The organism is Xanthomonas sp. LMG 12459 (genome assembly GCF_009192905.1).
In the GTDB taxonomy this organism is placed as follows: Bacteria; Pseudomonadota; Gammaproteobacteria; order Xanthomonadales; family Xanthomonadaceae; genus Xanthomonas_A; species Xanthomonas_A sontii.
In genome coordinates, this window is the sequence record NZ_NSGT01000065.1 from 1 (window position 1) to 24,916 (window position 24,916).

At 69.4% G+C, this 24,916-nt stretch carries 25 protein-coding genes and 1 pseudogene; 13 read left to right on the plus strand and 13 right to left on the minus strand.

What is annotated here, in order from left to right:
* Positions 1–122 precede the first annotated feature (122 nt).
* Positions 123–440 (plus strand): annotated as a pseudogene (gene bamE, locus CEK65_RS14340) (outer membrane protein assembly factor BamE); the annotation flags it as partial.
* A 144-nt stretch (positions 441–584) separates the two neighbouring features.
* Here the strand turns inward: bamE and CEK65_RS14345 are convergent.
* The 3 genes from CEK65_RS14345 to CEK65_RS14355 all read right to left on the minus strand — a co-directional run bounded on the left by CEK65_RS14345 (position 585) and on the right by CEK65_RS14355 (position 3,285).
* The gene (locus tag CEK65_RS14345) at positions 585–1,952 is read right to left on the minus strand and encodes an XVIPCD domain-containing protein (protein ID WP_152182161.1); all 1,368 of its coding nucleotides are present in this window, start codon (positions 1,950–1,952) and stop codon (positions 585–587) included.
* Positions 1,953–1,963: 11 nt separating this feature from the next.
* The gene (locus CEK65_RS14350; protein ID WP_226980587.1) at positions 1,964–2,437 is read right to left on the minus strand and encodes a hypothetical protein; all 474 of its coding nucleotides are present in this window, start codon (positions 2,435–2,437) and stop codon (positions 1,964–1,966) included.
* Positions 2,438–2,721: 284 nt separating this feature from the next.
* Complete coding sequence (locus CEK65_RS14355; RefSeq protein WP_152182162.1) at positions 2,722–3,285, minus strand: hypothetical protein; 564 nt, start codon at positions 3,283–3,285, stop codon at positions 2,722–2,724.
* 197 nt (positions 3,286–3,482) lie between these two features.
* On the opposite strand from CEK65_RS14355, the gene CEK65_RS14360 reads away from it, so the two are divergent.
* Together CEK65_RS14360 and CEK65_RS14365 are read left to right on the plus strand one after the other, a co-directional pair.
* The gene (locus CEK65_RS14360) at positions 3,483–3,983 is read left to right on the plus strand and encodes a DUF4262 domain-containing protein (protein WP_226980588.1); all 501 of its coding nucleotides are present in this window, start codon (positions 3,483–3,485) and stop codon (positions 3,981–3,983) included.
* 44 nt (positions 3,984–4,027) lie between these two features.
* Positions 4,028–4,171: a hypothetical protein gene (locus tag CEK65_RS14365; RefSeq protein ID WP_226980589.1), complete on the plus strand. Its 144-nt coding sequence runs from the start codon at positions 4,028–4,030 to the stop codon at positions 4,169–4,171.
* A 170-nt stretch (positions 4,172–4,341) separates the two neighbouring features.
* Here the strand turns inward: CEK65_RS14365 and CEK65_RS14370 are convergent, their stop codons facing one another.
* The 4 genes from CEK65_RS14370 to CEK65_RS14385 all read right to left on the minus strand — a co-directional run bounded on the left by CEK65_RS14370 (position 4,342) and on the right by CEK65_RS14385 (position 8,380).
* Positions 4,342–5,934 (minus strand): choice-of-anchor Q domain-containing protein, encoded by a 1,593-nt coding sequence (locus CEK65_RS14370; RefSeq protein ID WP_152182163.1) that lies wholly within the window; start codon positions 5,932–5,934, stop codon positions 4,342–4,344.
* Between the two features lie 287 nt (positions 5,935–6,221).
* Complete coding sequence (locus CEK65_RS14375; protein WP_152182164.1) at positions 6,222–7,772, minus strand: cryptochrome/photolyase family protein; 1,551 nt, start codon at positions 7,770–7,772, stop codon at positions 6,222–6,224.
* 52 nt (positions 7,773–7,824) lie between these two features.
* Entirely contained in the window at positions 7,825–7,983 is a 159-nt protein-coding gene (locus CEK65_RS14380; RefSeq protein ID WP_017912123.1) for a DUF2256 domain-containing protein, read from the minus strand.
* A 34-nt stretch (positions 7,984–8,017) separates the two neighbouring features.
* Positions 8,018–8,380: a hypothetical protein gene (locus CEK65_RS14385; protein ID WP_043093752.1), complete on the minus strand. Its 363-nt coding sequence runs from the start codon at positions 8,378–8,380 to the stop codon at positions 8,018–8,020.
* 159 nt (positions 8,381–8,539) lie between these two features.
* On the opposite strand from CEK65_RS14385, the gene CEK65_RS14390 reads away from it, so the two are divergent.
* From CEK65_RS14390 to CEK65_RS14410, 5 genes are all read left to right on the plus strand, one after another.
* Positions 8,540–9,076 (plus strand): DUF2199 domain-containing protein, encoded by a 537-nt coding sequence (locus CEK65_RS14390; RefSeq protein ID WP_152182165.1) that lies wholly within the window; start codon positions 8,540–8,542, stop codon positions 9,074–9,076.
* 219 nt (positions 9,077–9,295) lie between these two features.
* On the plus strand, positions 9,296–9,610 hold the full coding sequence (locus CEK65_RS21205) for a hypothetical protein (RefSeq protein ID WP_226980590.1): 315 nt from the start codon (positions 9,296–9,298) through the stop codon (positions 9,608–9,610).
* Between the two features lie 55 nt (positions 9,611–9,665).
* A complete protein-coding gene (gene ttcA, locus CEK65_RS14400; RefSeq protein WP_152182166.1) occupies positions 9,666–10,541 on the plus strand; it encodes a tRNA 2-thiocytidine(32) synthetase TtcA in 876 nt (291 codons plus the stop codon).
* A gap of 112 nt (positions 10,542–10,653) precedes the next feature.
* The gene (locus CEK65_RS14405; protein WP_017907953.1) at positions 10,654–11,559 is read left to right on the plus strand and encodes a recombination-associated protein RdgC; all 906 of its coding nucleotides are present in this window, start codon (positions 10,654–10,656) and stop codon (positions 11,557–11,559) included.
* Positions 11,560–11,626: 67 nt separating this feature from the next.
* Complete coding sequence (locus CEK65_RS14410; RefSeq protein ID WP_148828610.1) at positions 11,627–12,418, plus strand: SprT family zinc-dependent metalloprotease; 792 nt, start codon at positions 11,627–11,629, stop codon at positions 12,416–12,418.
* A gap of 729 nt (positions 12,419–13,147) precedes the next feature.
* Here CEK65_RS14410 and CEK65_RS14415 read toward each other — a convergent pair.
* From CEK65_RS14415 to hemH, 3 genes are all read right to left on the minus strand, one after another.
* Positions 13,148–15,343, minus strand: a complete 2,196-nt coding sequence (locus CEK65_RS14415; protein ID WP_152182167.1) for a methyl-accepting chemotaxis protein — start codon at positions 15,341–15,343, stop codon at positions 13,148–13,150.
* A gap of 227 nt (positions 15,344–15,570) precedes the next feature.
* Positions 15,571–16,413 carry an alpha/beta hydrolase gene (locus CEK65_RS14420; RefSeq protein WP_152182168.1) on the minus strand — a complete coding sequence of 281 codons (843 nt, stop codon included), beginning with the start codon at positions 16,411–16,413 and terminating at the stop codon, positions 15,571–15,573.
* The gene (gene hemH / locus CEK65_RS14425) at positions 16,410–17,369 is read right to left on the minus strand and encodes a ferrochelatase (protein ID WP_152182169.1); all 960 of its coding nucleotides are present in this window, start codon (positions 17,367–17,369) and stop codon (positions 16,410–16,412) included. The genes CEK65_RS14420 and hemH overlap by 4 nt, the downstream gene beginning before the upstream one ends.
* Positions 17,370–17,536: 167 nt before the next feature.
* Here hemH and CEK65_RS14430 point away from each other — a divergent pair, with 167 nt between their 5' ends.
* The 4 genes from CEK65_RS14430 (at position 17,537) to tatC (ending at position 20,081) form a co-directional block, all read left to right on the plus strand.
* Positions 17,537–18,433, plus strand: coding sequence for a YSC84-related protein (locus CEK65_RS14430; RefSeq protein WP_152182170.1), 897 nt, complete (start codon positions 17,537–17,539; stop codon positions 18,431–18,433).
* Between the two features lie 125 nt (positions 18,434–18,558).
* Positions 18,559–18,789, plus strand: a complete 231-nt coding sequence (gene tatA / locus CEK65_RS14435; RefSeq protein WP_010340619.1) for a Sec-independent protein translocase subunit TatA — start codon at positions 18,559–18,561, stop codon at positions 18,787–18,789.
* 15 nt (positions 18,790–18,804) lie between these two features.
* Positions 18,805–19,344: a Sec-independent protein translocase protein TatB gene (tatB, locus tag CEK65_RS14440; RefSeq protein ID WP_152182171.1), complete on the plus strand. Its 540-nt coding sequence runs from the start codon at positions 18,805–18,807 to the stop codon at positions 19,342–19,344.
* Positions 19,341–20,081, plus strand: a complete 741-nt coding sequence (tatC, locus tag CEK65_RS14445) for a twin-arginine translocase subunit TatC (RefSeq protein ID WP_017907961.1) — start codon at positions 19,341–19,343, stop codon at positions 20,079–20,081. The genes tatB and tatC overlap by 4 nt, the downstream gene beginning before the upstream one ends.
* Positions 20,082–20,230: 149 nt before the next feature.
* Here tatC and CEK65_RS14450 read toward each other — a convergent pair whose 3' ends face one another.
* The 3 genes from CEK65_RS14450 to CEK65_RS14460 form a co-directional block, all read right to left on the minus strand.
* Positions 20,231–21,130: a BPSS1780 family membrane protein gene (locus CEK65_RS14450; protein WP_017907962.1), complete on the minus strand. Its 900-nt coding sequence runs from the start codon at positions 21,128–21,130 to the stop codon at positions 20,231–20,233.
* 48 nt (positions 21,131–21,178) lie between these two features.
* The gene (locus tag CEK65_RS14455) at positions 21,179–21,949 is read right to left on the minus strand and encodes a glutamine amidotransferase (protein ID WP_152182172.1); all 771 of its coding nucleotides are present in this window, start codon (positions 21,947–21,949) and stop codon (positions 21,179–21,181) included.
* A gap of 102 nt (positions 21,950–22,051) precedes the next feature.
* Positions 22,052–23,872 carry a GspE/PulE family protein gene (locus tag CEK65_RS14460; protein ID WP_043093770.1) on the minus strand — a complete coding sequence of 607 codons (1,821 nt, stop codon included), beginning with the start codon at positions 23,870–23,872 and terminating at the stop codon, positions 22,052–22,054.
* A 76-nt stretch (positions 23,873–23,948) separates the two neighbouring features.
* Here CEK65_RS14460 and glyQ point away from each other — a divergent pair, with 76 nt between their 5' ends.
* Entirely contained in the window at positions 23,949–24,857 is a 909-nt protein-coding gene (glyQ, locus tag CEK65_RS14465) for a glycine--tRNA ligase subunit alpha (protein WP_010340858.1), read from the plus strand.
* Positions 24,858–24,916: the final 59 nt, after the last annotated feature.

The window sequence follows — 24,916 nt, forward strand, 5'->3', positions numbered from 1 at the left end:
TCGGCTGAGGTAGCCCAGCGGCCACATCAGCCTCCCAACCACCACGATCAGGCGCCGCTCTGGTGCCGTTGCGACAGATGCTACCCCTGGCTCCAGGTCGTGGCAGGTTGTTCGAGGTGCCCTACAGCCGCGACCTGGGCAACGAAGCCTTCGCCCAGCGCTACGTGGTCGCGCAGGATCCCACGGCGAAGCTGGCGGCCTACCCGCCGAAGATCCGCGAGGCGATCGCCGCCAACCGCGTGACCAAGGGCATGACCCGCGAGCAGGTGCTGATGGCGCTGGGCTATCCGATCACCAGCGAGAACCCGAGCCTGGACGCGCCGCTGTGGCGCTACTGGCTCGACAGCTTCAACGAGTTCCAGGTGTCCTTCGACGGCGCCGGCAAGGTCGACAAGGTCACCGCCGATCCGAAGACCCAGAACCTGGTCTGGCAGCCGTAATCCCGGCGCGACTCCACGCGCCATGGCGCCGCGCTTCCGCCTCGGCGGAGGCGGCGCGAAGCGCATGCCATGGCCGCGACCTGCCGCGACCATGGCGCAACGCAACGGCAGCGGGCGCTGGGCGCATCCCGCCGGCCACTGCGCTCAGCGGCTCAGCACCTGCGGCGGATCGCTCCGCGTCGGGCCTTGTTGCGACGCCTGCAGCGCCTGTTCCTGCTCCTGTGCCTGGCGCTGCGCCTGCCCCTGCTGCGCCCCCAGCTGCTGCAGTTGCTGGTAGGTCTCCTGCGCCGGCCGCGCGATCGCCTCGCTGGTGGGCATGTGCGCGCGGTTGGCGTAGGGATCGGGCGAAACGTCGCCGCCGTTGCGGTACACAAACGCCAGTTCGCCGCCCTGGTGCGCGGCGGTGGGCCGGTTGAAGCCCACCGCCAGCTGGTCGCGCTCGCTGAAGCCGTTCTGCCTGGCCAGCAAGGTCAGGCTGGCGGTCATGCGCTCGCTGTTGTCGTCCCAGCCCTTGCCGATCGCCTGTTCGGCCTGGGCCACGCCGCTGCGGACCCGCTCGTGCAGGGCGCGGTCGGCGGCACCCGGCGCGGCGGCCGGCTCGCTGGCGCGCGGCGCAGGCGATTCGGGTGTTGGCGCCGGTGCGGAACCATCGCGGAATCCCGCCGGCAGCACATCGCGCGGCACCTGCGCGGCATCGATGCCGACCGCCTTCAGGTCGGCATGCACCGCCGGCGGCGTGCGCTCGGGATGCTGCGCCTGCGCCCGGTCCTCGGCATCGGCGATCTGCGCCAGCGCGCGCTCGCCATAGTTCTGCGGATAGCCGCGCGCGTCGTAGAACAGCTTGCCCATCGCCTCGACGTTGCGCGGATTGTCGGCGTCGATCTTCAGGTCCTTGCCGAAGCTCAGCCCATCCTTGGGAGTGTAGGTGGCCTTGCTGCCCACGCCCTGCTTGTCGATGTAGCTGGCCATCTCGCTACTGGCGTTGTACAGGTCCTTGAGCGTGGCCTCGGGATTGGTGCGGGTGACGTAGTCGGCCAGCGTGTTGACCCCGGCGATCTCGTCCTTGGCCTCGCGGGTGCGCTGTTCCTGCCCGTAGGCCTGGAGCGTGGCGGTGTAGTCGTGCGGCGAGGGCGAGGCGGCGATGCCGTCGACCTTGGCCGCGAACGCGGCATCGCTGCGGTCGATGGCGGCCTTGTTGATCGCATGGCCGATCTCGTGGCCCAGCACGATGCGTGCAGTGTTGGCCGAATCGTCGCGCGGTGCGTTCATCTTTGCCGTGGCCAGCACGTCCATCGGCAGCTCGATCTGCCCGGTGCGCGGGCTGTACGACCCGGTACCCGCCTCGGGGCTGGGCGCGAAGCCGGACAGCTGCTGTTGCCCGATCGCCTGCTCCACGCGCGTGCGCAGTTCCGGCGTGTTGTCCAGCATCTGCCGCAGCGCCTGGCCTTCCTTCGGATGCACCTGCGCGAAGGTGTCGACCATGCCCTTCAGGCGTTCGTCGTCGTGTGCCATCTCCGCTCTCCTTACGCGTCGACCAGGATCTGCAGCATCTCCACGCACGCCTGCGCATCGTGCTCGCCGGCGTCCTTGCCGACGAAGGCGTACACGGCGACCGCGCCGCGTTCGAAATGCCAGCGGCCGGCGCTGCCCTGACGCGGCGGCGCGATCCAGCGCGGCACGAAGCCGGCCGCGACCAGTGCCTGGCGATACCCGGCCAACGATTGCGTGCACCGCGCCGGCGCCGCGCCCGGCGCGGGCGTGAAGCGCAGGTCCAGCCGCGACGGCGGCGCAGCGTCGGCATCGGCGACCGATTCCAGCGTGTAGGCGCCACCGCCGGCGAGCGTGCCAGATGCGCTGAACGCATGCCCGCCCTCATCCTCGACCTGCAGCCCGGTCTGCGCCGCGACCTGCGCGGCGACCAGATCCTGCCTGCCGCCGATCGCCAGGATCAACCGTACTACGCCTTGTGCCAGGTGCTCTGGCGTCATCTCCGACATGGTCCGCTCCGTGTGTGCAGGGGTGATCGAGGGGGAAGAAGATTGCGCACCGGCACAGGCGGCCAGCAGCGCGGTGGTCAGCAGCAGGGCCGCGCGCGGCGCCAGGCGCCTGCCGGCTACGTGCCGCGACCCGCGGCGATTGCGATACAGCATCCGCTCCATGAAACGCCTCTCCGTCAAACGCCTTCCGCGCGCGCAGCGGGGCGCGGTCAGGCATGAGCATGCGATTGTAGCCAGCGCGTTGGCGTCTCGCAGCCAGCAGCTGCCCACGCCTCGCTGGAACGTCAATCCCAGTCGGCGCGGCGCTGCCAGACGAAGCCGGGCAGGTCGATACGCTTGCGCGGCGTGCCGTCCCAGTCCACGGTGAAGCCAGCCGCACGCAACGCCGCGGCGACCTGCTGGCCGACTAACAGATCCGCCTCCTCGTGCCCTTCGAGATCGCCGAAGGCCAGCATCAGCCCACCGCCGTCGATCGCGCGCTCCATGTCCTGGCCGTGATAGAAGCAGTAGCCGTGATAGCGCCGGTCCGGCGTGTCGGCCACCGCCTGGTTCACTTCGACGTGACCGTCGGACATGGTGTAGCCGGCATTGGCCAGCGCGCAGATGCCGGCCTCGTGCAGCCGCTCGAACAGCGCATCAAGCCGATCGCAATCGGTCTGCGCCGGCCAGGTCTGTTCCGCCTGCTGCTTGGCCTGCCACTGGCTGGCGACCGAGGCGCGCAACATCGCCTCGTCGCAGTCGTCTTCGAGGATGTCCTCGAGCATCTCCTGGATCTCGTCCTGGGAGTAGAACCCGGACCAGACCCATTTGCGGATCTCGTCGTACACGTAGGCGTCGGATTCGTTCATGGTCGCTCCTGTGGTCTTCGGCGCAGCCGCGCGCACTGTAGCAGGGCCTTCCAGCCGCGTTGCTGACGATCCGGCGCTAGCGAGTTCGCCCGGCATCTGCTACGCAAGCATCACCCACGGCCTCTGCGACCACCATGACCCTGTTGTTCCTATCGGCTTTGGAATTAGACTGATACGCGAGATCTTTCAACACACCCGTGCCGCTCGGCGCGCTCCTCTCAAATGCCAGCACCGACATGAATCGAATGGAGCAGCGGATACTCAACAACGTCGAGAAATTCGGTTGTCACATCACCTCCGTTTTCGATCCGAGTCAGATCCAGCAGCCTTTCTCCTACTCTATCGGTTTGGCAAAAACCCTCGGTATCCCAGAGGTCATTGTCGTCGGGGTTCGCTCCGACCTTGGCAGCGCCTTGATCAACCGTTACATGGAGCGTGCTCGCAACGGCGAGCTTTTCGTAGCGGGCCTCCCGTATACGGGCTTTCTCGAAGGGTTTCCGGTGCAGTTCCGCCAAGTCCTGGAGGTTCATCGCGAGACCTACATGCTGTCTGCAACCTGGTTTCATGGTGGTACCGACTATGCTGCCCTGCAGATTGTCTATCCGACACTTGGAGGAGTCTGGCCTTGGGATCCAGACGCTTCCGATGACGTTCGCCAGAGTCAGCCGCTGCTGGATGGTGCGGGGATCAGCATTTGATGAAGAGCGTCGTCGGCTAGCTGTTGCTCTTTTCCAGCAGTTGGATGCTGGGAGCCGTCCTGAACGACCTCGCATCGAGTGATGGCCTGATCAACCTGGCCCACGATCGCCGTGGCGAATGGTCCGCCTTGACGGCGCCGATTGTCGCAAGTATCAGTTTGTTGAATATTGTGGTGCGCGTTGCCTGATCCAGAAGCAAGCCTACAGGCCATGGCTCGTCGCCGTGGCTGCCGTTCTGGTTATGGTGTTCTCATGCTCCACGCTCTGCTCATCCGGATGAAGGGCGCCAGATCGCGTAGTCGCACCGGCCAAGCCGGTGCGACCGCGCATTGCCGTGCACTTACGACGGCAGATCGACTTACTTGACCTCCACCGCGCCGAGATCGCACACGGCGGTATTGCGGGGATTGCCGCGCTGGTCGATGGCGGCACAGCCGCTGCCTGCATTCAGCGCCGGGCTGTTGGCCGCGGGCAGCTGGGTGAGCGTCGGTCCGCCGTTGCTGGCCGGGGCCGACAGCAGCGGATCGGCCGCTTTCACGGTGCCCGCGGCCAGGCAGGCATTCGGCCACACCGCGCCCTTTGCCGAGTATTCGATCAGGTTGTTGCCGGTGTTGCTCTGGTTGTTGCAGAACACGCGCTCGGTCTTGGAGTACAGGATGCTGTTGCGGAGGTCGAACCTGTCGCCGAACAAGGTCACCCACGGCGTGTTCTCGGCGAAGGTGACGTTGTTGAAGCGCACGCTGGGGCTGCCCTGGTCGCCGTTGGCCGGCTGCCAGCCGACATGCTGGATGGCCGCGCCCACGCCTTTCGCATAGTTGCCGTAGAAGGTGCTGTTGCTGACGTCGCAGGCGCCGTAGCAATCCAGGTACAGCGCGCCGGCGTTGCCCTGTTGGGCCTTGTTGGACAGGAAGCTGGTCTCGGCGACGCTGATAGTACCCGGCGTGGTGATGGTGGTGCCGGCGTGCGAGGTGTCGGTGAAGCCCATGCTGATGCGCGCGCCGCCGCCGGGGCCGCCGGTGGCGACGTTGTTGGCGAAGGTGGAGTACTTCACGTCGATGGTGTCCGGCGCATACGCCCACAACGTGGCGCCGCCGGAGCCGTTGGCGGCGACGTTGTTGCGGACCACGGTGCCGCACACCGCCAGCGTACCGCCACTGCCGACGCCGCCCTTGAGATAGCCGGCCAGCGATGCGCCGTCGGTGTCGATCGCACCGCCGCCACCGAAGTTGCCGGCATCGGGGAAGCCCTGCGGCGCACTGATCGCCTCGTTGTTGGCGAATTCCGAGCCGACGATGGTCAGCCGGCTGAGCTGGGTGTACAGCGCGCCGCCGAGCCAGGAACTGTTCTTGTAGAAGCCGCTGCGGACGATGGTCACCTCGGCGTCGCTGCCGGCGAAGATGGCGCCGCCGCCGATGCTGCTGCGGTTGGCGAGGAACTGGCTGTTGATGACTTCCAGCTTGCCGCGGTAGCCGACCTTGATCGCGCCGCCGCCCCAGGTGCCCGGGTCGTAGGCCTGATTCGATGCCGGCTGCACGGAGCTGCCGTTCTGCAGTTTCAGGTTGCGCACCGACAGCGCGCTGCCGGCATTGACCAGCAGGATCCGGGCGGACTGGCGGCCGTCCAGGGTGATCTTGCCCTGGCCGTCGATCACGGTGGGCGCCGCCGCCGCGATGACGATCGAACGGTCGACCGCGATGCTGGTCGGCTTGGCGCCGCAGTTGAAGGTTATGTAGCCGCCCTGCGCGACGGCGGAGGCCAGCGCGCTGGCGGTGCAACTGGCCTGCGTGCCGGTGCCGACCACCGTGGCCGCAGCCGGCAGCGCCCAGGCCTGCGGCACGCTGCATTGCGGCGCCGCGGGGACGGCGGCGATCGCCGTGGCGGCGGTCATGAGAGCGAGGACACCCAGCGCGCGTGCGCCGGTGATGAGGGAGAACGTCGTGGTCATGATCATGCTCGATAGGGTTGCGGGGGAAACAACACGACGCACAGCAGTCATTCGACTGTCATCCACGTCGCTGACACCTCGAGTGCAACCGGCGGCCTGCGCCGACCGGCGGCACAGGGTGCTTGAGCGTGTGTGGAGCGACCACAACGCAGGTAGCAGATCGCGCGATTGCACGGTCCGCCGATGCGACAGTGTGCCGATACGCGGCGCGCGGCACGCTTTGGGTGCGTCGCAGGGCACGTTCCCGCATCGCATCCGGCCGCTGCGAATGCGCGCGAGTCGCCTGGCCCGCGCTACAGCGCGTCCAGACCTTCGCGCAACTGCTGCGCCTGTGCGCGCAAGGCCTGCAGTTGCGTGGCCGGCAACTTGCCCAACTGGCGGTAGACCATGTCCAGGCGACGATTGCGCCCCAGCGTGTCCTGGTGCCGCGCGAAGAAGTCCCAGTACAGCGCGTTGTAGGGACACGCACGCGCGCCGGTCTTCTGCTTGCGGTCGTAACGGCAGCCCTGGCAGTAATCGCTCATGCGGTCGATGTAGGCCGCGCTGCTGACGTAGGGCTTGGTCGCGAGCAGGCCGCCGTCGGCGAACTGGCTCATGCCGACGGTGTTGGGCAGTTCGACCCATTCGAACGCGTCGATGTAGACGCCCAGGTACCACCGGTGCACCTCCGCCGGGTCCAGGCCGGCGAGCAGGGCGAAGTTGCCGATCACCATCAGCCGCTGGATATGGTGCGCGTACGCATCCTGCAGCGATTGGCCGATGGCGTGCTGCAGGCAGCGCATATGCGTGTCGCCGGTCCAGAACCAGGCCGGCAGCGGCGTGTCGTGGCCGAGCGCATTGCGCGCTTCATAGCCAGGCATGTGTGCCCAGTAGATGCCGCGCACGTACTCGCGCCAGCCCAGGATCTGCCGCACGAAACCTTCCACCGCTGCCAGCGGCGCGGCGCCAGCGCCATAGGCCGCCAGCGCGCGCTGCACCACTTCCTGCGGCCGCAGCATCTTGGTGTTGAGGGCGAAGGAAAGCTGCGAATGGAACAGGCGCGGACTGCGCGTGCTCATCGCATCCTCGTAGCGGCCGAAATGCGGCAGGGCGTCGACGATGAAGCGATCAAGGCAGGACAGCGCCTCGGCCCGGTTCAGCGGCCAGCGCACCGCCTCTGCCTGCGGCTGACCGAAACTGTCCACGCCGGCGGCCTGGATGCTGGCCCACAGCGCGCGGTGATCGTGGGTCGGGCGCGCATCGGGCGGTGGCGGCGGCTCGCCATGCCAGGGCTGGCGATTGTCGTGGTCGTAGTTCCACTGCCCGCCCTCGGGTGTGCCGTCCGCTGCCAGCAGGATGCGGTGGCGCTTGCGCATGTGCCGGTAGAAGTGCTCCATCAACCATTGCGGGCGCCCGCGGAAAAAATCCGCCAGTTCGCCGCGGCGCGTGTAGAAGTGCAGGCTGTCCACCGCCTCGACGACGAAGGCCTGCGCCGCGCCCCACTGCCGCAGCTGCTGATCCAGGCGCCATTCGTCCGGATCCTGGTACTGCAGGCGCTGCGCACCGTAGTGCGCCATCAGCGCCTCGAGATTGGCGGGGATGGATTGGCGATTGCTGGCGTCATCGATCGCCACGTAGCGCACGCGATGGCCCGTCGCCCGCAGCTGGCGGGCGAAATCGCGCATCGCGGCGAACACCGCCAGGATCTTCTGCGCATGGTGCAGGACGTAGTCGGTCTCCTGGCGCACTTCCATCAGCACATAGACCACGCCGGGATCGCGCACGTCGAACCAGGCGTGCTCGGGATCGAGCTGGTCGCCGAGCACCAGGCGCAGGGTGTGGGCGGTGGTGGGCAGCGGACTCATGCGGGGCGGCACGCCCGCGTACATGCGGTGCGCCAGCGCACGGCCCGGCGGCTCACGGCGCCTCCGGCGCGCGCACGCGCTTGCGTTCGCCACGGCAGCGGTCGGAACAATACTTCACCTCGTCCCAGACCTTCTCCCACTTCTTGCGCCAGCGGAACGGCCGGCCGCAGTGCAGGCAGGGCTTTTCCGGCAGATCCTGTTTCTTGCGCATGCGCGATCCGCAGTTCGCTCAGAGTCGCTGTCGCTTACGGCTTCGCCGGCCACTCGCGGAACACCACACAGACCGTGGTGGGGTCCAGCATCGCGAACTCGCGTGCGCCCCAGGGCTTGAGCGCGACGGTACGGCAATTCGGATGCAGCCACTGCGGCGCACGTGCGGACAGCTCCGCATAGATCGTGTCGATGCTGTCGGTTTCGATGCCCAGTTCCGGCCGGTCCTTCGCCGCCCACTCGGCGTTCTCCACCAGATAGGCCTTGGCGCCGTCGCGTGCGATCACCGCCATCGTGGCGTCCTGGTACAGCACCTGGAATCCCAGGCCGCCGACGAAGAAATCCAGCCCGTCCTGCATGCGCGCGTAGAAGATCTTGGGGATGAGGTTCTTGAACATGGGGCGACCTTGCGTCGGTGACCAGTGGCGAGTGTAGCGGGCCGGTCCCGGCACGGCATGACGACAAAAACAGGGGCGCCGGATGCCTGCCGCGCGCCGAGGCTGGCGATGCCGCAGGCGGCTACACTGGCCAGCCTTCTTGCCGCCTCGACCCCAACCATGACGTTCCGCTTCACCTGCAGCGCCTGCGATCAGGTCCACGAAGGCATGCCCGGCTTCAGCGTGGCGGCGCCGCTGAGCTATGCGCTGATTCCGGAGGCGCAGCGGGCCACCCGCTGCGAGCTGGGCTCGGACGATTGTGTGATCGACGAGGCTCACTTCTTCGCCCGCGGCTGCATCGAGATCCCCGTGCATGGCCACGCCGAACCGTTTTCCTGGGGCGTGTGGGTCTCGCTCAGCGAAGCCAGCTACCTGCAGTGGGTCCGCTGTTTCGATCAGCCGCAGCGTGCGCATGTGGGGCCGTTCTTCGGCTGGCTGAACACACGCCTGTCGCCGTATCCGGAGACCGCCGGTCTCAAGACGCAGGTCCATCTGCGCAACGACGGCATTCGCCCATGGATCGAACTGGAGCCGACCGCGCACCCGCTCGCAGTCGAACAGCGTGAAGGGATCTCCGAGCAGCGGGTGGCCGAACTGTTTGCGCTGATGACGCACACATCCATCTCCGTTGCGACGGACCAGGGGACGACGCCATAGCGCTGTCGTCGATGTGGATGTTTGTGGGCCGCGGGCCGCGTTTCCGTCCGGTGTAGCGGAGGCGTGGAGCCGCGCGCGGCGCCGCGGCGGTACGCTGACCCAAGACCCGGTCGGCGTCGGCGCGTAAGACTCGACGGTGTACGAAGGCCCATTCCGACCGAGCATCAGCACTACGAAATTGGCGTGTAGGCTGTGCGGGGGCATCGCATCCGCGAAGCGGTGACGTCGCACGCCGCTAGGCACCGCCCCGAATCGGAGCAGCACATGGGATATGAGTATTGCCTGACGTTTGCCGGCGCCGATCCAGCAAAGACACGGCAAGCCATCGGCCAGCTGCCGGGCGTGGAAGATGCGGACGCGCGCGATGCCGGCGCCGCCGCGCTGGCACGACCGATGCCGGACGCAGTGTTCTGGTGCACCGCAGACGGCCTGTCCTTTTGCGCGAACACCAGCGAGGGACTGCGCTGCCTCGGCACCGTCATCGCCCGCCTGACCAGCACGTTCGGGACGGTCGAGGTGGCGGAACTGGAATGACCGGCAACGCCGATCGCGCGCTGCTGCGCCAGCCGCGCCGACTACACTACCGCCGATGACCTCGCCCCTGCCCCTGCCGCCGCTGCACCCGCTCGCCGATCCCGCACCGCCCGCCGCCCGCAACGCCGTGGCGTTGGGCAAGCGCCTGTGCCGGCAGGTGGGCCAGGCCATCGCCGATTTCGGCATGATCGGTGCCGGCGACAAGGTCATGGTGTGCCTGTCCGGCGGCAAGGACAGCTACACCCTGCTGGACATCCTGCTGCAGCTGCAGCGCAAGGCGCCGGTACCGTTCGAGCTGGTGGCGGTGAACCTGGACCAGAAGCAGCCGGGCTTTCCCGCCGACGTGCTGCCGGCCTACCTGCGCCAGCGCGGCGTGCCCTGGCATGTGATCGAGCAGGACACCTATTCGGTGGTCACCCGGGTGGTGCCGGAAGGCAAGACCCTGTGTTCGCTGTGCTCGCGGCTGCGCCGCGGCGCGCTGTACCGCTACGCGGCGGAGAACGGCATCACCAAGATCGCGCTGGGCCACCACCGCGACGACATCGTCGCCACGTTCTTCATGAACCTGTTCTTCCACGCCAAGCTGGCGGCGATGGCGCCGGTACTGCGCAGCGACGACGGCCGCCACGTGGTGATCCGGCCGCTGGCCTACGTGCGCGAGGACGACATCGCCGCCTACGCGCAGGCACAGGCCTTCCCGCTGATCCCCTGCACGCTGTGCGGCAGCCAGGAGACGCTGCAGCGCCGCCAGGTCGGCCAGCTGCTGCAGCAGTGGGACCGGGAGCATCCGGGGCGGGTGGAGCAGATCGCCCGCGCGCTGGGCAACGTGCATCCGGCGCAGCTGGCCGACCGCGCGCTGTTCGACTTCGCCGCGCTCGGCGGCGCGGCCACGGCCACGGCCGGCGCCTGGGCGGACGACCCGTTGGGCTGATCCATCTCGCTGAACCGCCCGATGCGGTGCCGGGGCGGGCGCGATGCGACAATGGCCGCCGCTCCCCGGCGCATGCCGCCGGACCGTTCCGTTTCCTTCCGCTGGATGCTCGATGTTCTTTCGCAATCTGACCCTGTTCCGCTTCCCCACCACGCTCGATTTCTCCGAGGTCGAAACGCTCCTGCCGGAGGCCCAGCTCAAGTCGGTCGGCCCGCTGGAAATGAGTTCGCGTGGCTTCATCTCCCCGTTCGGCCGCGACGAGCAGGAAGCGCTGTCGCACCGCATCGCCGACTTCCTGTGGCTGACCGTCGGCGGCGAGGACAAGATCCTGCCCGGCTCGGTGGTCAACGACCTGCTCGCGCGCAAGGTCGCCGAGATCGAGGAGAAGGAAGGCCGGCGCCCCGGCGGCCGCGCACGCAAGCGGCTCAAGGACGACCTGATCCACGAGCTGCTGCCGCGCGCCTTCGTCAAGTCCTCGCGCACCGACGCCATGCTCGACCTGCAGCACGGCTACGTCGCCGTGGACACGTCCAGCCGCAAGACCGGCGAGAACGTGATGTCGGAGATCCGCGGCCTGCTCGGCAGCTTCCCGGCGCTGCCGCTCAACGCCGAAGTGGCGCCGCGCTCGATCCTCACCGGCTGGATCGCCGGCGAGCCGCTGCCCGAAGGCCTGAGCCTGGGCGAAGAATGCGAGATGAAGGATCCGATCGAAGGCGGCGCGGTGGTCAAGTGCCAGCACCAGGAGCTGCGCTGCGACGAGATCGACAAGCACCTGGAAGCCGGCAAGCAGGTCACCAAGCTGGCGCTGGTGCTCGACGACCACGTGTCCTTCGTGCTCGGCGACGATCTGGTGATCCGCAAGCTGAAGTTCCTCGACGGTGCGCTGGACCAGCTTGAGCATGCCGACCAAGACGGCGTGCGCGCCGAACTGGACGCGCGCTTCGCGCTGATGAGCGCCGAAGTGCGGCGCCTGTTCCTGTTGCTGGAAGCGGCGCTGAAGCTGAGCAAGGCCGACTGATGCCGCGGCGCAAGCGGGTGCACGCGGCTGTCACCGTGCGCACCCGCGCCGGCGGTATGCTGTGCCCATGCCCGATCTGCTCCGTCGCCTGATCGCGCCGCCCCCGGCGGCCGTCGAACGCGACCTCGTCCGCTTCCGCCTGGACGAGCGCGAGGTCGAGGTGCTGCGCGTGCGCGACCCGCGTGCGCGCCGCATCAAGCTCAGCGTGGACGAACGCGGCGCACGCCTGACCCTGCCGCTGCGCGCGAGCCTGATCGCCGGCGAGCGCTTTCTGCTGGAGAACCGACAGTGGCTGGCGCAGCAGCTCTCGCGCTATGTCGCCGCCGAGACGCTGACGCCGCTGCGCCCGGGCGAGGCCGGCGAACTGCCGCTGCGCGGGCAGTCGCTGCCGGTGGCCTGGCACGACGCCCGCTACGCGCGCATCGAGGTCGCCGACGGCGTGGCCCACCTGCACCTGCCGCCACGCGGCGGCGACGCGGCGCTGCGCCGCGCGCTGCGCGATTTCTACGAAGCCCAGGCCCGCGCCGACGTCGGCCGCTGGCTGCCGCAGTACCTGCCATCGCTGCCGCGCGCCCCGCGTGCGGTGCGCTACAAGGTCATGTCCTCGCAGTGGGGCTCGCTGGCGCCCGACGGCAGCATGGCGCTGGATCTGGCGCTGGTGCTGGGGCGGCCCTCGGCGTTCGAGTACGTGCTGGTGCACGAACTCTGCCACCTGATCCAGGCCAATCATTCGCCGGCGTTCTGGCACGAAGTGGAAGCGCGCTTCCCCGACTGGCGCGCCGAGCGCACCTGGTTCCACCAGCACGGTCGCCAGCTCAAGGCGCATCTGCGCTGGCTGCTGCGGCCGGATCGCGACTGAAGGGCCCATCCACGAACGGTGGGAAACACTCGGTAGAAACAGCTTCCGCCGCGATGCGCGTTCTCGGCAAAGCGCATCGCGGCGGAAGCCGCTCCTGAAGGACAAGCTGCATCCGACAGATCGGCTTGGGCGAGAGCACGTTCGTCGAAGCGCTCGAAGACGCTGCGGCGGGTGCGCCCGGACCGCGGCTGAACACCGAACATCGCGGCGCGATCGACGGCTGCGGCGAGGCTGCGCTCGGGCGGCGAATCGGGCACGCATGCTGCGCTGCGGCACGACATGGCGCAAACAGGGATGCGAACAAGGGGGAATGAGCAGGCGGGTGGGCGCGCCGATGCGGTCGCATCGCGGTGTGTTGGCCCAGCGCTGCGGAAGCAGAACTCCATGCAGCGCCCGGCAGGCCCCCTCTCCTCCCGCCTACCGCGAATCAGGCGCGACCTCCGGCGCCAGCGAGGCGGTACGGTCCGTGCGGCACTACGCCGGCATGTCAGGACGCCGGGATCGAGCCGCGTACACAGGACGTATCGCGTCTACGCCTGTTGACGGCAGGCGTGGGCGCAACTTAAGCGAAAATTTTTCTACACACAAGCTTCACGATGGGTGTGTAGGGACCACACCTACAGGCCTGTCCGCATGTCCCCGACGTGGGTGCGTTCGGCGTGGCGATGGACGCCGTAGCGGTCGTCAACCGCACTGCCCGCGGCGCCCCGCCCTGCGAACGCTTCCACATCAGGCGCTGCGCGCATAGTCGAAGCCGGCTGGCGCAGGCTGGATCGCCAGCACCGGCAACGCCTGCTCCGCCGGCGGGACCGACGGTGCCGCATCGGCCAGCCGGAACACCGCCACCGCCTGGCTCAGACTGCCGGCCTGCTGCTCCAAGGCGCGCGATGCGGCCGTGGCCTGCTCCACCAACGCCAGGTTCTGCTGGGTGCTGCGGTCCATCTGCGCCATCGCCTGTCCGACTTCGTCGATGCCGGCGGCCTGCTCCTGCGAGGCCGCCGCAATGCCCGCCATGAGTGCATTGACCTCGTCCACCGAGGCCAGCACGCGCCCCATGGTGCGGCCGGCGTCGTGCACCTGCGCCGAGGCCACCGCGACCTGGTCCACCGAGGCCTCGATCAGGCGCTTGATCTCCTTGGCCGCATCGGCCGAGCGCTGCGCCAGCGCGCGCACCTCGCTGGCGACCACCGCGAAGCCGCGGCCCTGCTCGCCGGCACGCGCGGCCTCCACCGCGGCATTGAGCGCCAGGATGTTGGTCTGGAAGGCGATGCCGTCGATCACCGCGATGATCTCGCCGATCTTGCGCGAGGCCGCTTCCACGCCCTGCATCGCACCGACCGCCGCATCGATCGAAGCACCGCCCTGGCCGGCCACGGTCGCCGCGGCGTCGGCCAGTTGGTTGGCATGGTGCGCATGGGTGGCGTTCTGGCGCACGGTGTCGGTCAGGCGCGCCGCCGCACGGGCGGTGCGCTCCAGCGTGCCGGCCTGTTCGGCGCTGCGCTGCGACAGGTCCTGGTGGCCGCCGGCAATGGCGCCGGCCTCGGCATCGATCGCCGCGGCCGCGTGCTGGATGCCGGCCACGATCGCTGCGAGCTGGTCGGCACTGGCGTTGGCGTCGTCGCGCATGTCGGCGAACACGCCATGGAAATCTCCATGCATGCGCACGCCGAGGTCGCCGCTGGCGATGGCGCGCAACAACCCGGACAACTCGCCCAGGTTGCCGTCCACCGTCGCCATCAATTGGTTGAGGCTCTCGAGCATGATGCGGAAATCGTGCTGGTGCGCGCCGAGATCGGCACGCGCGCTGAAGTCGCCGGCCGCGGCGGCCTCGGCCAGATGCCAGATGTCGCGGCTGAGCGTGCCGAGGTTGGCCTTGATCGCATCCATCGCCTCGGAGATCGCGGCCTGCTCGCCGGGCAGGCGCGGCATGTCCTCGCTGAGATCGCCGATGGCGTAACGCCGCATCAGCGCCACCATCGACTGCGCGGTGCCCACATGCAGGTCGACCAGCGCATTGGCGTCGCGCAGCAATTGGCCATAGTCGCCCGGGAAGGCGGCCGCATCGCCGCGGCAGGCGATGGCGCCATCGGCATGCCGTTGCGCCATCCGCCGCTGCTCGGCCAGCACCGCGCGCAGTTGGGTCTGCATGGTCTGCATGCTGCGCAGCAGCTCGGCGGCCTCGTCGTTGCCCTGTGCCGGCAACACCGCGTCGAGTTGGCCGGCGGCGATCGCCGCGGCGACGCGGGTGCCTTCGCGCAGCGGCCGCACTAGGCTCTGGGTGATGCACCAGCCCAGCCACGCACTGACCGCCAGCAGCAGGCCGCCGCCGAGCAGCAGCAGCCAGCGCGCGCGGGCCATGGTGGTCACCGCCTGCGCATAGGAGCCGTCGCTGAGCGTGCGCAGGTGCGCGGCGTTGCGCTGAATCGCCTGCTGCCACTGCGCCAGCAGCGGCTGCAAGGTGTACAGGTGCAAGGTCTGCGCATCCAGGTTCTGGTTGTCGGCGGCCATCGCCAGCACCTGCGACTGGAACGGCTGCACCTGCACATAGGCCTTGTCGATCGCCGCGCGCAGCTGCGCGCCGGTGCGGTCGGCCGGGTCCAGGCGCAGCGCGAACAGCTTGCGCCGTGCCTGCGCGTAGTCGCGCTGGGCCTGGCCGATCGCGCGCACCACCGCCTGCTTCTCGTCGGGGTTGGTCAGGATGACGTCGTTGAGCAGGCCGATCTCCAGCCGCGCCTGCGCCGCGACCATGGCGTTGGACAGGCGGATCTTCTCCATCTTGTCCAGGGCGATGTCGTCGAGCTGCTGGCGCGCCAGCGCCATCGACGCGAGGCTGGCCACGATCAGGGCGCCGCAGATCAACAGCAGGGCAGCGAAGGCGAAGGTCAGGCGTGGGCCGACCCGGTAGCGGCGAAGGAGGCGGATCATGGAGGCGCGGCGTCAGAGCGAAAGGTGCGCGCTACGCTGTGCGCCGAAGTTTTCCGAACCGCGACGGCACGGCGACAACATGTCGAACTGTGACGCCGCGAAAGGAACAATTGCGGCGGCCTGCGCAGCACCGGCGCCCACTGCGTCGCAGTGTGCGTGCGCGATGCCCGGATGCGATGGTCGCGGCGGCGCAGACGCATGGCGACGCGGTCAGCGCCGCGTCTGCGTCAGAGGAAGCCGTGCAGCAACGCGGCCACCGCCGCGGGTTGTTCCATGTGCAGGTGGTGGGTGCCGGGCAGCGTGTGCACGCGGCCGTCGCGCAGGCACGCCGCGCGCGTCAGGCGCAGCGACTCGGGCAGGATGTCCTGCGCCGGATCGGCGAACACCACCGCGGTCGGGCACTCGATGCCGGCCAGCAGCGCCTGCATCTGCGGCTCGGTCGGGCGGATCGCGGTGGGCAGGGTCAGCCGGCGGTCGCTGCGCCACACGTAGCCGCCATCCACCGCGCGCACGCCGCGTTCCACCAGCAGCCGCGCGGCCGGCTCGCTGAGCTGGTTGGCCAGCATCCGCGCCCGCACCGGCGCGGCCAGATCGGGAAACACGCGCAACGGCGTGGCGGTGGCACGGCGGGTACTGGCGACGCTGTTGCGCAGGCGTTCCACCGCGCCCGCCTCGCTCTCGGCCAGGCCGCCCAGCATCTCGATCGCCACGAACTTCTCGATGCGTTGCGGCGCCGCGGCGGCCAGCAGGCTGGCGATGGCCGCGCCCATCGAATGGCCGATCAGCACGAAGCGCTCCCAGCCCAGCGCATCGGCCGCGTCCAGCACCGGGTGCAGGGCGCTGGCCAGCAGGTATTCGGCGCCATCGGGCAGGTCGCTGCTGTGGCCATGGCCGGGCAGGTCCAGCATCACTAGGTCCAGCTGCGGCAGGTGTCGGCTCAGCGGCACGAAGCTGGCGGCATTGTCGAGCCAGCCGTGCAAGGCCAGCGCCTTGGGGCCCTGCGGGTCGCCGCTGCGCAGTCCGGCCAGCGCGCCCACCCGCGACGGGCAGGCAAAAGCACGCAAACTCATGCGGCGCGGGCCGCCAGCTGCGCCAGCGCGCGCGCGTGCGCCGGGGCGTCGTTGAGACAGGGGATGTAGCGCACCTGCATGCCGCGTTCGGCGCAGGTCTCGACGAAGCCCATCGCCACTTCTTCCAGGGTTTCCAGGCAGTCGGTGGCGAAGCCGGGACAGAGTACGTCCACCTGCTTGACCCCCTGCCCGGCAAGCTCCCACAGCCGCGGCTCGGCGTACGGGCGCAGCCAGCGCTCGGCGCCGAAGCGCGACTGGTAGCCGAGCTCCCACTGGCCCGCCTCCAGGCCCAGTGCGGTGGCGATCGCCTGCGCGCTGACTTCGCAGCGCTGCGGGTAGGGATCGCCGTTGTTGGCCACGCGCTGCGGCAGGCCGTGGAAGGAGAAGAACAGGCGCTCGCCGCGGCCATGCTGCGCCCAGTGCGCACGCACGCTGTCGGCCACAGCCGCGACCCAGGCCGGGTCGGTCGGGTAGTCCTCGATCAGGTGCACCGGCAGCTGCGGATGGCGCGCCTGCCAGGCCTGCACCACATCCTCGATCGAGGCGGTGGTGGTGGTCGAATACTGCGGGTACAGCGGCAGCACCACGATCCGGCGCACGCCCGCCTCACGCAGCGCGTCCAGGGCCGGCGCCAGCGCCGGCGCGCCGTAGCGCATCGCCCAGGCCACGCGGTGCCCGGGCAGCTCGCGCTGCATGCCCTCGGCCAGGCGGCGGGTGTACACCGCCAGCGGCGAGCCGTCCGCCAGCCACACCTGGGCGTACTTCTCCGCCGATTTCGGCGAGCGCCGCGGCAGGATCACCCAGTGCAGCAGCGGCCACCAGAACAGCCGCGGGATCGCGACCACGCGCTTGTCGCCAAGGAACTCGGCCAGGTAACGGGCGACCGCAGGCGCGGTCGGCGCCTCGGGCGTGCCTAGATTCACCACCAGGATGGCGGTCTCGGGTGCGTCGGACATGCGCGCATTGTGGCAGAGCGCGCGCGTTGCGGCGTGTCGATCCGTTCGATCGCGGCGATCGACGGCGCCTGCATGCGGTGCCGGCACCACTCATTGCCGATTCATTGCCCTGTGACTAAGTTCAAGCACTTGCAGTATCTTGCTGCGGACCTATTTCGGAGCCCGCCATGCCCCTCCTGCCGCGCCTCGCCCTGTTGTTGAGCACCCTGTTGTTCGTCGGCCACGCCGTGGCCGGACCGGAAGAGGACGAGCGCGCCCGCAACGCGCTGCGCGTGCTGACCGACATCCAGAAGATTCCCGAGCAGGCCATCCCCGACAAGCTGCTCGACGAGGGCCGCGCCATCGTGGTGATCCCGGATACGCTCAAGGCCGGCCTGGTGATCGGCGGGCGCCGCGGCCACGGCCTGATGTCGGTCAAGCGCCCCGACGGCACCTGGTCCAACCCGGTGTTCGTCAAGCTCACCGGCGGCAGCATCGGCTTCCAGGTCGGCGTGCAGTCCTCCGACGTGGTGTTGGTGTTCCGCAACGACCGCAGCCTGGACAACATCGTCAACGGCAAGTTCACCCTCGGCGCCGATGCCGGCGTCGCCGCCGGCCCGGTCGGGCGCAACGCCGCCGCCGCCACCGACGGCCAGCTCAAGGCCGAGATCTGGTCGTGGTCGCGCGCGCGCGGCCTGTTCGCCGGCGTCGCCCTGGATGGCGCCGCGCTGCAGATCGACGATGCCGCAGACCTCAACGCCTACGGCAGCAACACCACCCCGCGGATGATCTTCGAGGGCCGCACCACCAACCGGCCGTCCAACGACATCGTCGCCTTCCGCGACAAGCTCGAGGAAGCCACCTACGCCGCGCGGCAGAGCCGCGGCACCGACAGCAGCGGCAATCCGACCGCCGCCCAGGCACCGGCCATGCCGGCGCCGCAGACCGCGCCGGAACCGACCGCCGCGCCCGATGCCGCTGCCAGCACCGTGCCCCTGCAGGGCCAGGCGCAACCGGCGCAGCAGGGCTTCCAGCCGGTGTCCGACGGCGAGATCCGCACCGAGAAGCTCGACGGCGATCGCTGAGCGCGGTTCCCAACGCCACCTGTCCATCGCGTCGTGCAGGCCTGCCTGCACGGCCGGGAAAGGTAACGCGGCGCGGCGCGGTGCGTTATCCTGCGGGTTCCTTACGACTTTTCTGCGAGCGGATCATGGGCAGTCTTAGCATCTGGCACTGGCTGGTGGTGCTGGTGATCGTGCTGCTGGTGTTCGGCACCAAGCGGCTGACGAGCGGCGCCAAGGATCTGGGCAACGCGGTCAAGGAATTCAAGAAAGGCATGCGCGACGACGACAAGCCCGCCGGCCAGCTCGGCGACGAGACGCGCAGCAGCAGCGAGCCGTCCCGCCAGACCCAGGCCGAACGCGACCGCGACGCGCACTGACGGGACCCCGCCGGCGTGTTCGATATCGGATTCAGCGAACTGCTGGTGATCGCGGTGGTGGCCCTGGTGGTGCTCGGTCCCGAGCGCCTGCCCAAGGCGGCGCGCTTCGCCGGATTGTGGGTGCGCCGCGCCCGCGCGCAGTGGGACTCGGTGAAGCAGGAACTGGAACGCGAACTGGAAGCCGAGGAACTCAAGCGCAGCCTGCACGACGTGCAGAACTCGCTGCGCCAGGCCGAGACCCAGTTTCGCGATGGCAGCGAGGAACTGCAGCGGCAGACCGAGGCGCTGCGCCGCGAGATCGATCCGAACCCGCCGGTGTCGCCTGCCGACAGCGCGCCGTCGACCGTGCCGCCAGCGACAGCCGCCGCAGTCGACGCCCCGACTCCGCACGCTCCCGACACGACCACGCCCCTGCCCACGCACTCTGCCGCGACGGTGCCCGCCGCTTCCGTGGTGCCGGCCGCCGCGCGCGGTGCGGCCGCACCGCATCCGGCGTCCACCGCCACGGCGCATACCGGCCAGCCGCCCTCCATTGATCCGGAGGCGCCGCGATGAACGTGGAAGCCGAGAGCAGCCTGATCGAACACCTGATCGAACTGCGCGCGCGGCTGATGCGCGCGCTGATCGGCCTGGGCGTGGTGGTGGTAGCGCTGCTGCCCTTCTCCAAGCGCCTGTACTCCTGGCTGGCCGAGCCGATGCTGGCGCAGTTGCCGGTGGGCCAGAGCGTCATTGCCACGCACCCGGCCGGCGCGGTCATCGCGCCGCTGAAGCTGGCGTTCTTCCTGGCCCTGTTCGTGTCCGCCCCCTGGCTGCTGTACCAGGCCTGGGCCTTCGTCGCCCCCGGCCTGTACCAGCGCGAGAAGCGCCTGGCGCTGCCGCTGCTGGCCTCGGCAGTGCTGCTGTTCTACCTCGGCTGCGGCTTCGCCTACTTCCTGGTCCTGCCGGCGGTGTTCCACTTCCTGACCACGTTCAAGCCGGACGTGATCCAGCTCACCCCGGATGCCGGCGCCTACCTGGACTTCGTGCTGGCGATCTTCTTCGCCTTCGGCGCCAGCTTCGAACTGCCGGTGGCGCTGGTGATCCTGGCCCTGCTCGGCTGGGTGACCCCGCAGCAACTGCGCGAGGGCCGCGGCTACGCGGTGGTCGGCATCTTCGTGCTGGCCGCCGTGCTGACCCCGCCGGACGTGGTCTCGCAACTGATGCTGGCGATCCCGATGTGCCTGCTCTATGAGCTGGGCATCATCGCCGCGGCGGCGGTGACCAAGAAGCCGGGAATCGAGGCACGGGAATAGGGAATCGGAACAGCGGTTCGCTGCATACCCACGATTACCACGCGGCTTGACGGCAATCTGCCGCACACAGCAAAACGGCCCCGAGGGGCCGTTTTTGCTGTTGCTGTGGCTCTTAGCGATTCCCGACTCCCGATTCCCCAATCCCGGCGCTACGCCACAAAGACGTTGGAGGGCGGCGGCGGCACCGCCGGCGCTGCATCGCCGGCGTGCACGAACATCTGCTTCCAGGCCGCGTACACGATCCCGGCCAGGACCGGCATCAGCAGCGCCATCAGCAGCAACTGCGCGACCAGCGCGGCCACGGCGGTGCCGACAAGGAGCTGCAGCACCAGCATCACCACGGTCAGCGCGAAATAGAACGCGAACATGGCCAGGAAGGCGAGGACGAAGAACACCAGCATCGCCGGCAGGTTGTGCAGGCAGGCGCGCAGGCCGTGCCCGATGGCGGCGATACCGTTGCGGCCGTCGAACATCACCTGCGGCGCGAACAGGAACAGGGTCAGCGCCACCGCCACGAACCCGACCGCCACCAGCATCAGCCACAGCAGGATGCGCAACGCCGGCAGGGTCGCGACCAGTTGCTCCACCTGCAGCGGATCCGGCTGCGCGCCGGACTGGCCCAGCTCGTTGAGCTTGTTCATCACCGTGGTCAGCTGCATCCACCCGTCCGGACCGATCACCACCACCGCCAGCAGCGCCAGCGCCAGCCCGACCACCACCTGCGGCAGCAACGCCACCAGCAGGTTCGGCGTGCGACCGCCGTGCAGGCCCTGCAGCAGGTGCGCCGGCTCGGCGCTGCGGCCCTGGTCGACCTCGCGCACGGCCCACACCAGCCCGCCGAACAGCAATGGCCCGGCCAGCCCCATCAGCAGTTGCGCCAGCATGCCCAGGGTCGGGTTGAGCACGCCCAGGAACAGGGCGATCAGCGCCGCCAGGCCCCAGATCAGTCCGAGCCGGCCCAACGCCCACGGCGCCCGCCGCAGCAGGGACATGCCGGCCAACAGCCATTCCGCGCCGGCCGAGGCCGGCAGCTTGCGAATCTCGATCATTGCCAATCCGAAGTGGGGGACGCCGTACAGCGGCGGCGACTGCACAGATTATCGCGGTTTTGCCTGGCCGCTGCTGTGCTGCCCGCGTGCGTGCTGAACGAAGCGCCGCAACAGTTTGCGTGCCAGCGGTGCGGCGCTGACCTCGCGGGCGATGGTACGGGCGCAGCGTCCGGCGCTGCGTAGACAGTCCGCGCGCGCCTGCACGTAGCCGCGCATGTGGTGGGTGGCGAACTCCGGATGGAACTGCAGGCCCCAGGTCGCCTCGCCCCAGCGAAACGCGTGGCACTGGTCCTGCGCCGAGTGCGCCAGCACCGTGGCGCCGGACGGCGCGCGCAGCACCGTCTGCAGATGCGTGGCATGCGCGGGGAAGCGAGGCGGCAGGCCGGCGAACAGCGGATCTTCGGCGGCGGGCGGGTGCAGTTCGATGTCCACCGTGCCCGATTCGCGCCCGGCCGGGTTGTAGGCGACCTCCCCGCCCAGCGCGTGCGCCAGCAACTGGTGGCCGTAGCAGATGCCCAGCAGCGGCGTGCCGTCCTCGGCGGCTTCGCGCAACCAGGCCGCCGAGCGTTCGCTCCACTCGGCCCGGTCGGTGACGAACGCCGCCGAGCCGGTGACGATCACCCCAGCGAAGTCGCCCCTTGCCGGCAACGCCTCGCCGGCGACGACGTTCGTCACCACCGTCTCGCGCTCGGCCAGGCCGGCGGCGACGCGGATCCAGTGCGGGAAGCGTCCGTAGCGCCGCATCGTCGCCACCGGTTCACCGGTTTCGAGGATCAGGAAGGGCGCAGCACGGCGACGGACGGGAGAAGCGAACGGCATGGTGGGATTCTAGACGCCGTCGCCGTGGATTGTTCAAGGCCGCGCGGCGGTGGCGGCATAGCCATATAACTGGCGATCATGAGGCGGGGAAGCGCCCGCGCTTCACTCGCGCGGCGGCAGCACCGACAGCACTTCCTCGATGGTGGTCAGCCCGGCGGCCACCTTTTCCAGGCCGGCGCGGCGCAGCGTGCGCACGCCCTCGTCCTGGGCGGCGCGGCTGAAGCCGGCCAGGTCCATGTCGGCGCGGATCAGGGTGCGCAGGCGCGGGGTCACCGGCAGCAGTTCGTACAGGCCCACGCGGCCCAGGTAGCCGGTGCGGCGGCACTCCAGGCAGCCGACCGGGGCATAGGGTTGCAGCGCCTCGGGCAGGGCCTCGCCCGGCTCGCGCAACGCGTCCCACTCGTGCGCTTCCAGCGTGTGCGGGCGCTTGCAGTGGCCGCACAGGGTGCGCACCAGGCGCTGCGCCAGCACGCCGTTGAGGGTGGAGGCGACCAGGTAATGCGGCACGCCCAGGTCGAGCAGGCGGGTGATCGCCGAAGGCGCATCGTTGGTGTGCAGGGTCGACAGCACCAGGTGGCCGGTCAGCGAGGCCTGCACCGCCATCTGCGCGGTTTCCAGATCGCGGATTTCGCCGATCATGATGATGTCCGGGTCCTGCCGCAGCAGGGTGCGCACGCCGCTGGCGAAGTCCAGGTCGATGTTGGTCTGCACCTGCATCTGGTTGAACTCGGTGGCGATCATCTCGATCGGGTCCTCCACGCTGCACACGTTCACGTCCGGCGTGGCCAGGCGCTTGAGCGTGGAGTACAGCGTGGTGGTCTTGCCCGAGCCGGTGGGGCCGGTGACCAGCACGATGCCGTGCGGGCGCTCCACCAGCGCGTTCCAGCCGGCCGCTTCCTGCGCGCTGAAGCCGAGCTGGTCCACGCTCTTGAACGCGGCATCCGGGTCGAAGATGCGCATCACGCACTTCTCGCCGAAGGCGGTGGGCATGGTCGACAGGCGCATCTCGGTCTCGCGCCCGCCCGGCGAGCGGGTCTTGATGCGCCCGTCCTGCGGGCGCCGCCGCTCGGCCAGGTCCATGCGCCCGAGCACCTTGATGCGGCTGACGATGGCGGTCATCACCGCCGGCGGTACTTCCAGCACCTTGTGCAGCACGCCGTCGATGCGGAAGCGCATGCGCCCGGCCTCGCGCCGCGGCTCCAGGTGGATGTCGCTGGCGCGCTGCTCGTAGGCGTACTGCAGCAGCCAGTCGACGATGTGCACGATGTGGTGGTCGTCGGCGTTGACGTCGCCGCCGCGGCCCAGTTCCACCAGTTGCTCGAAGCTGGGCAGGCCGCTGCTCTGCTCGGTGCGCCCGTCCTTGGCGCCGCGCACCGAGCGGGTCACGCCGAAGAACTCCATCGTGTAGCGATGCAGGTCCAGCGGGTTGACCACCACCACCTCGATGCGGCGCCGCGCCAGGTGCTGCACATCGCCGAGCCAGTCCAGCGCCAGCGGTTCGCTGGTCGCCACCAGCAGACGCTCGGGCTGCAGGGCAAGCGGCAGGATCCGGTGGCGGCGCGCATAGGCGTGCGAGACCACGCCGGTGACCGCGGCCACGTCGACCCGGGTCGGATCGATGCGCAGGTAACGCAGGCCGCAGCGCTGCGCCAGCCACTCGGTCAGCCGTTCCAGGCTCAGTTCGCTGCCGGGCGGGCGGGTGGCGGCCAGTTTCAGGTTGGACAGCAGCACCAGCGGATGCACGTCGCTGACGGTGCGTGCGGTCTGTGCCGAGAACTGCACGCGGCCGCGTTCGGCCGGTGCGACCAGGCCGTCGGCGAGCAGCGCCGCAGCCACGCGTTCGAAGCTCAGCCGGCCCGGCGGCAACGCCACGGTGGGCTCGGCGGGCGACGACGCGGGCGGCGCGGCAGGGCGCGAATCCATGGTCCAGGTCCGGTGCGCGGAAGTCCCCGCGAGTCGGTCGCTATACTAGCGCACCCCTCAACCGGCCCCCTGCGAGATGTCCGTTTCCCGGTCCGTTCCGATCACGTTCCAGGGTCTGATCCAGACCCTCAACCAGTTCTGGGCGCAGCACGGCTGCGTGCTGATCCAACCGTTGGACCTGGAAGTGGGCGCCGGCACCTTCCATCCGGCCACCTTCCTGCGCGCGCTCGGGCCGGAGCCGTGGAACGCGGCCTACGTGCAACCGAGCCGGCGCCCCACCGACGGCCGCTACGGCGAGAACCCGAACCGCCTGCAGCGCTACTACCAGTACCAGGTGGCGATGAAGCCGAACCCGGACAACATCCAGCAGCTGTACCTGGATTCGCTCAAGGCACTGGGCATCGATCCGCTGGTGCACGACCTGCGCTTCGTCGAGGACAACTGGGAATCGCCGACGCTCGGCGCCTGGGGCCTGGGCTGGGAGGTGTGGCTCAACGGCATGGAAGTCACCCAGTTCACCTACTTCCAGCAGGCCGGCGGCCTGGAGTGCAAGCCGGTGCTGGGCGAGATCACCTATGGTCTCGAGCGGCTGTGCATGTACCTGCAGAACTGCGACAACGTCTACGACCTGGTGTGGACCTACGGCCCCGACGGCACGCCGGTCACCTACGGCGACGTCTACCACCAGAACGAGGTGGAGCAGAGCGCGTACAACTTCGAGCACGCCAATGTGGCCGAACTGTTCCACCGTTTCGACGCGTGCGAGCAGGAAGCTCAGGCGCTGGTCGAGGTCGGGCTGCCGCTGCCGGCGTACGAGCAGGTGACCAAGGCCAGCCACGCCTTCAACCTGCTCGATGCGCGTCGCGCGATCTCGGTGACCGAGCGCCAGCGCTACATCCTGCGCGTGCGCGCGCTGGCGCAGGCGGTGGCGAAGGCCTACTACGCGCAGCGCGAGAAGCTGGGCTTCCCCGGCGTCAAGAAGTGATGCAAGCCCCTCTCCCACCGGGAGAGGGGTTGGGGTGAGGGTACGCCGGCACGAGTAGC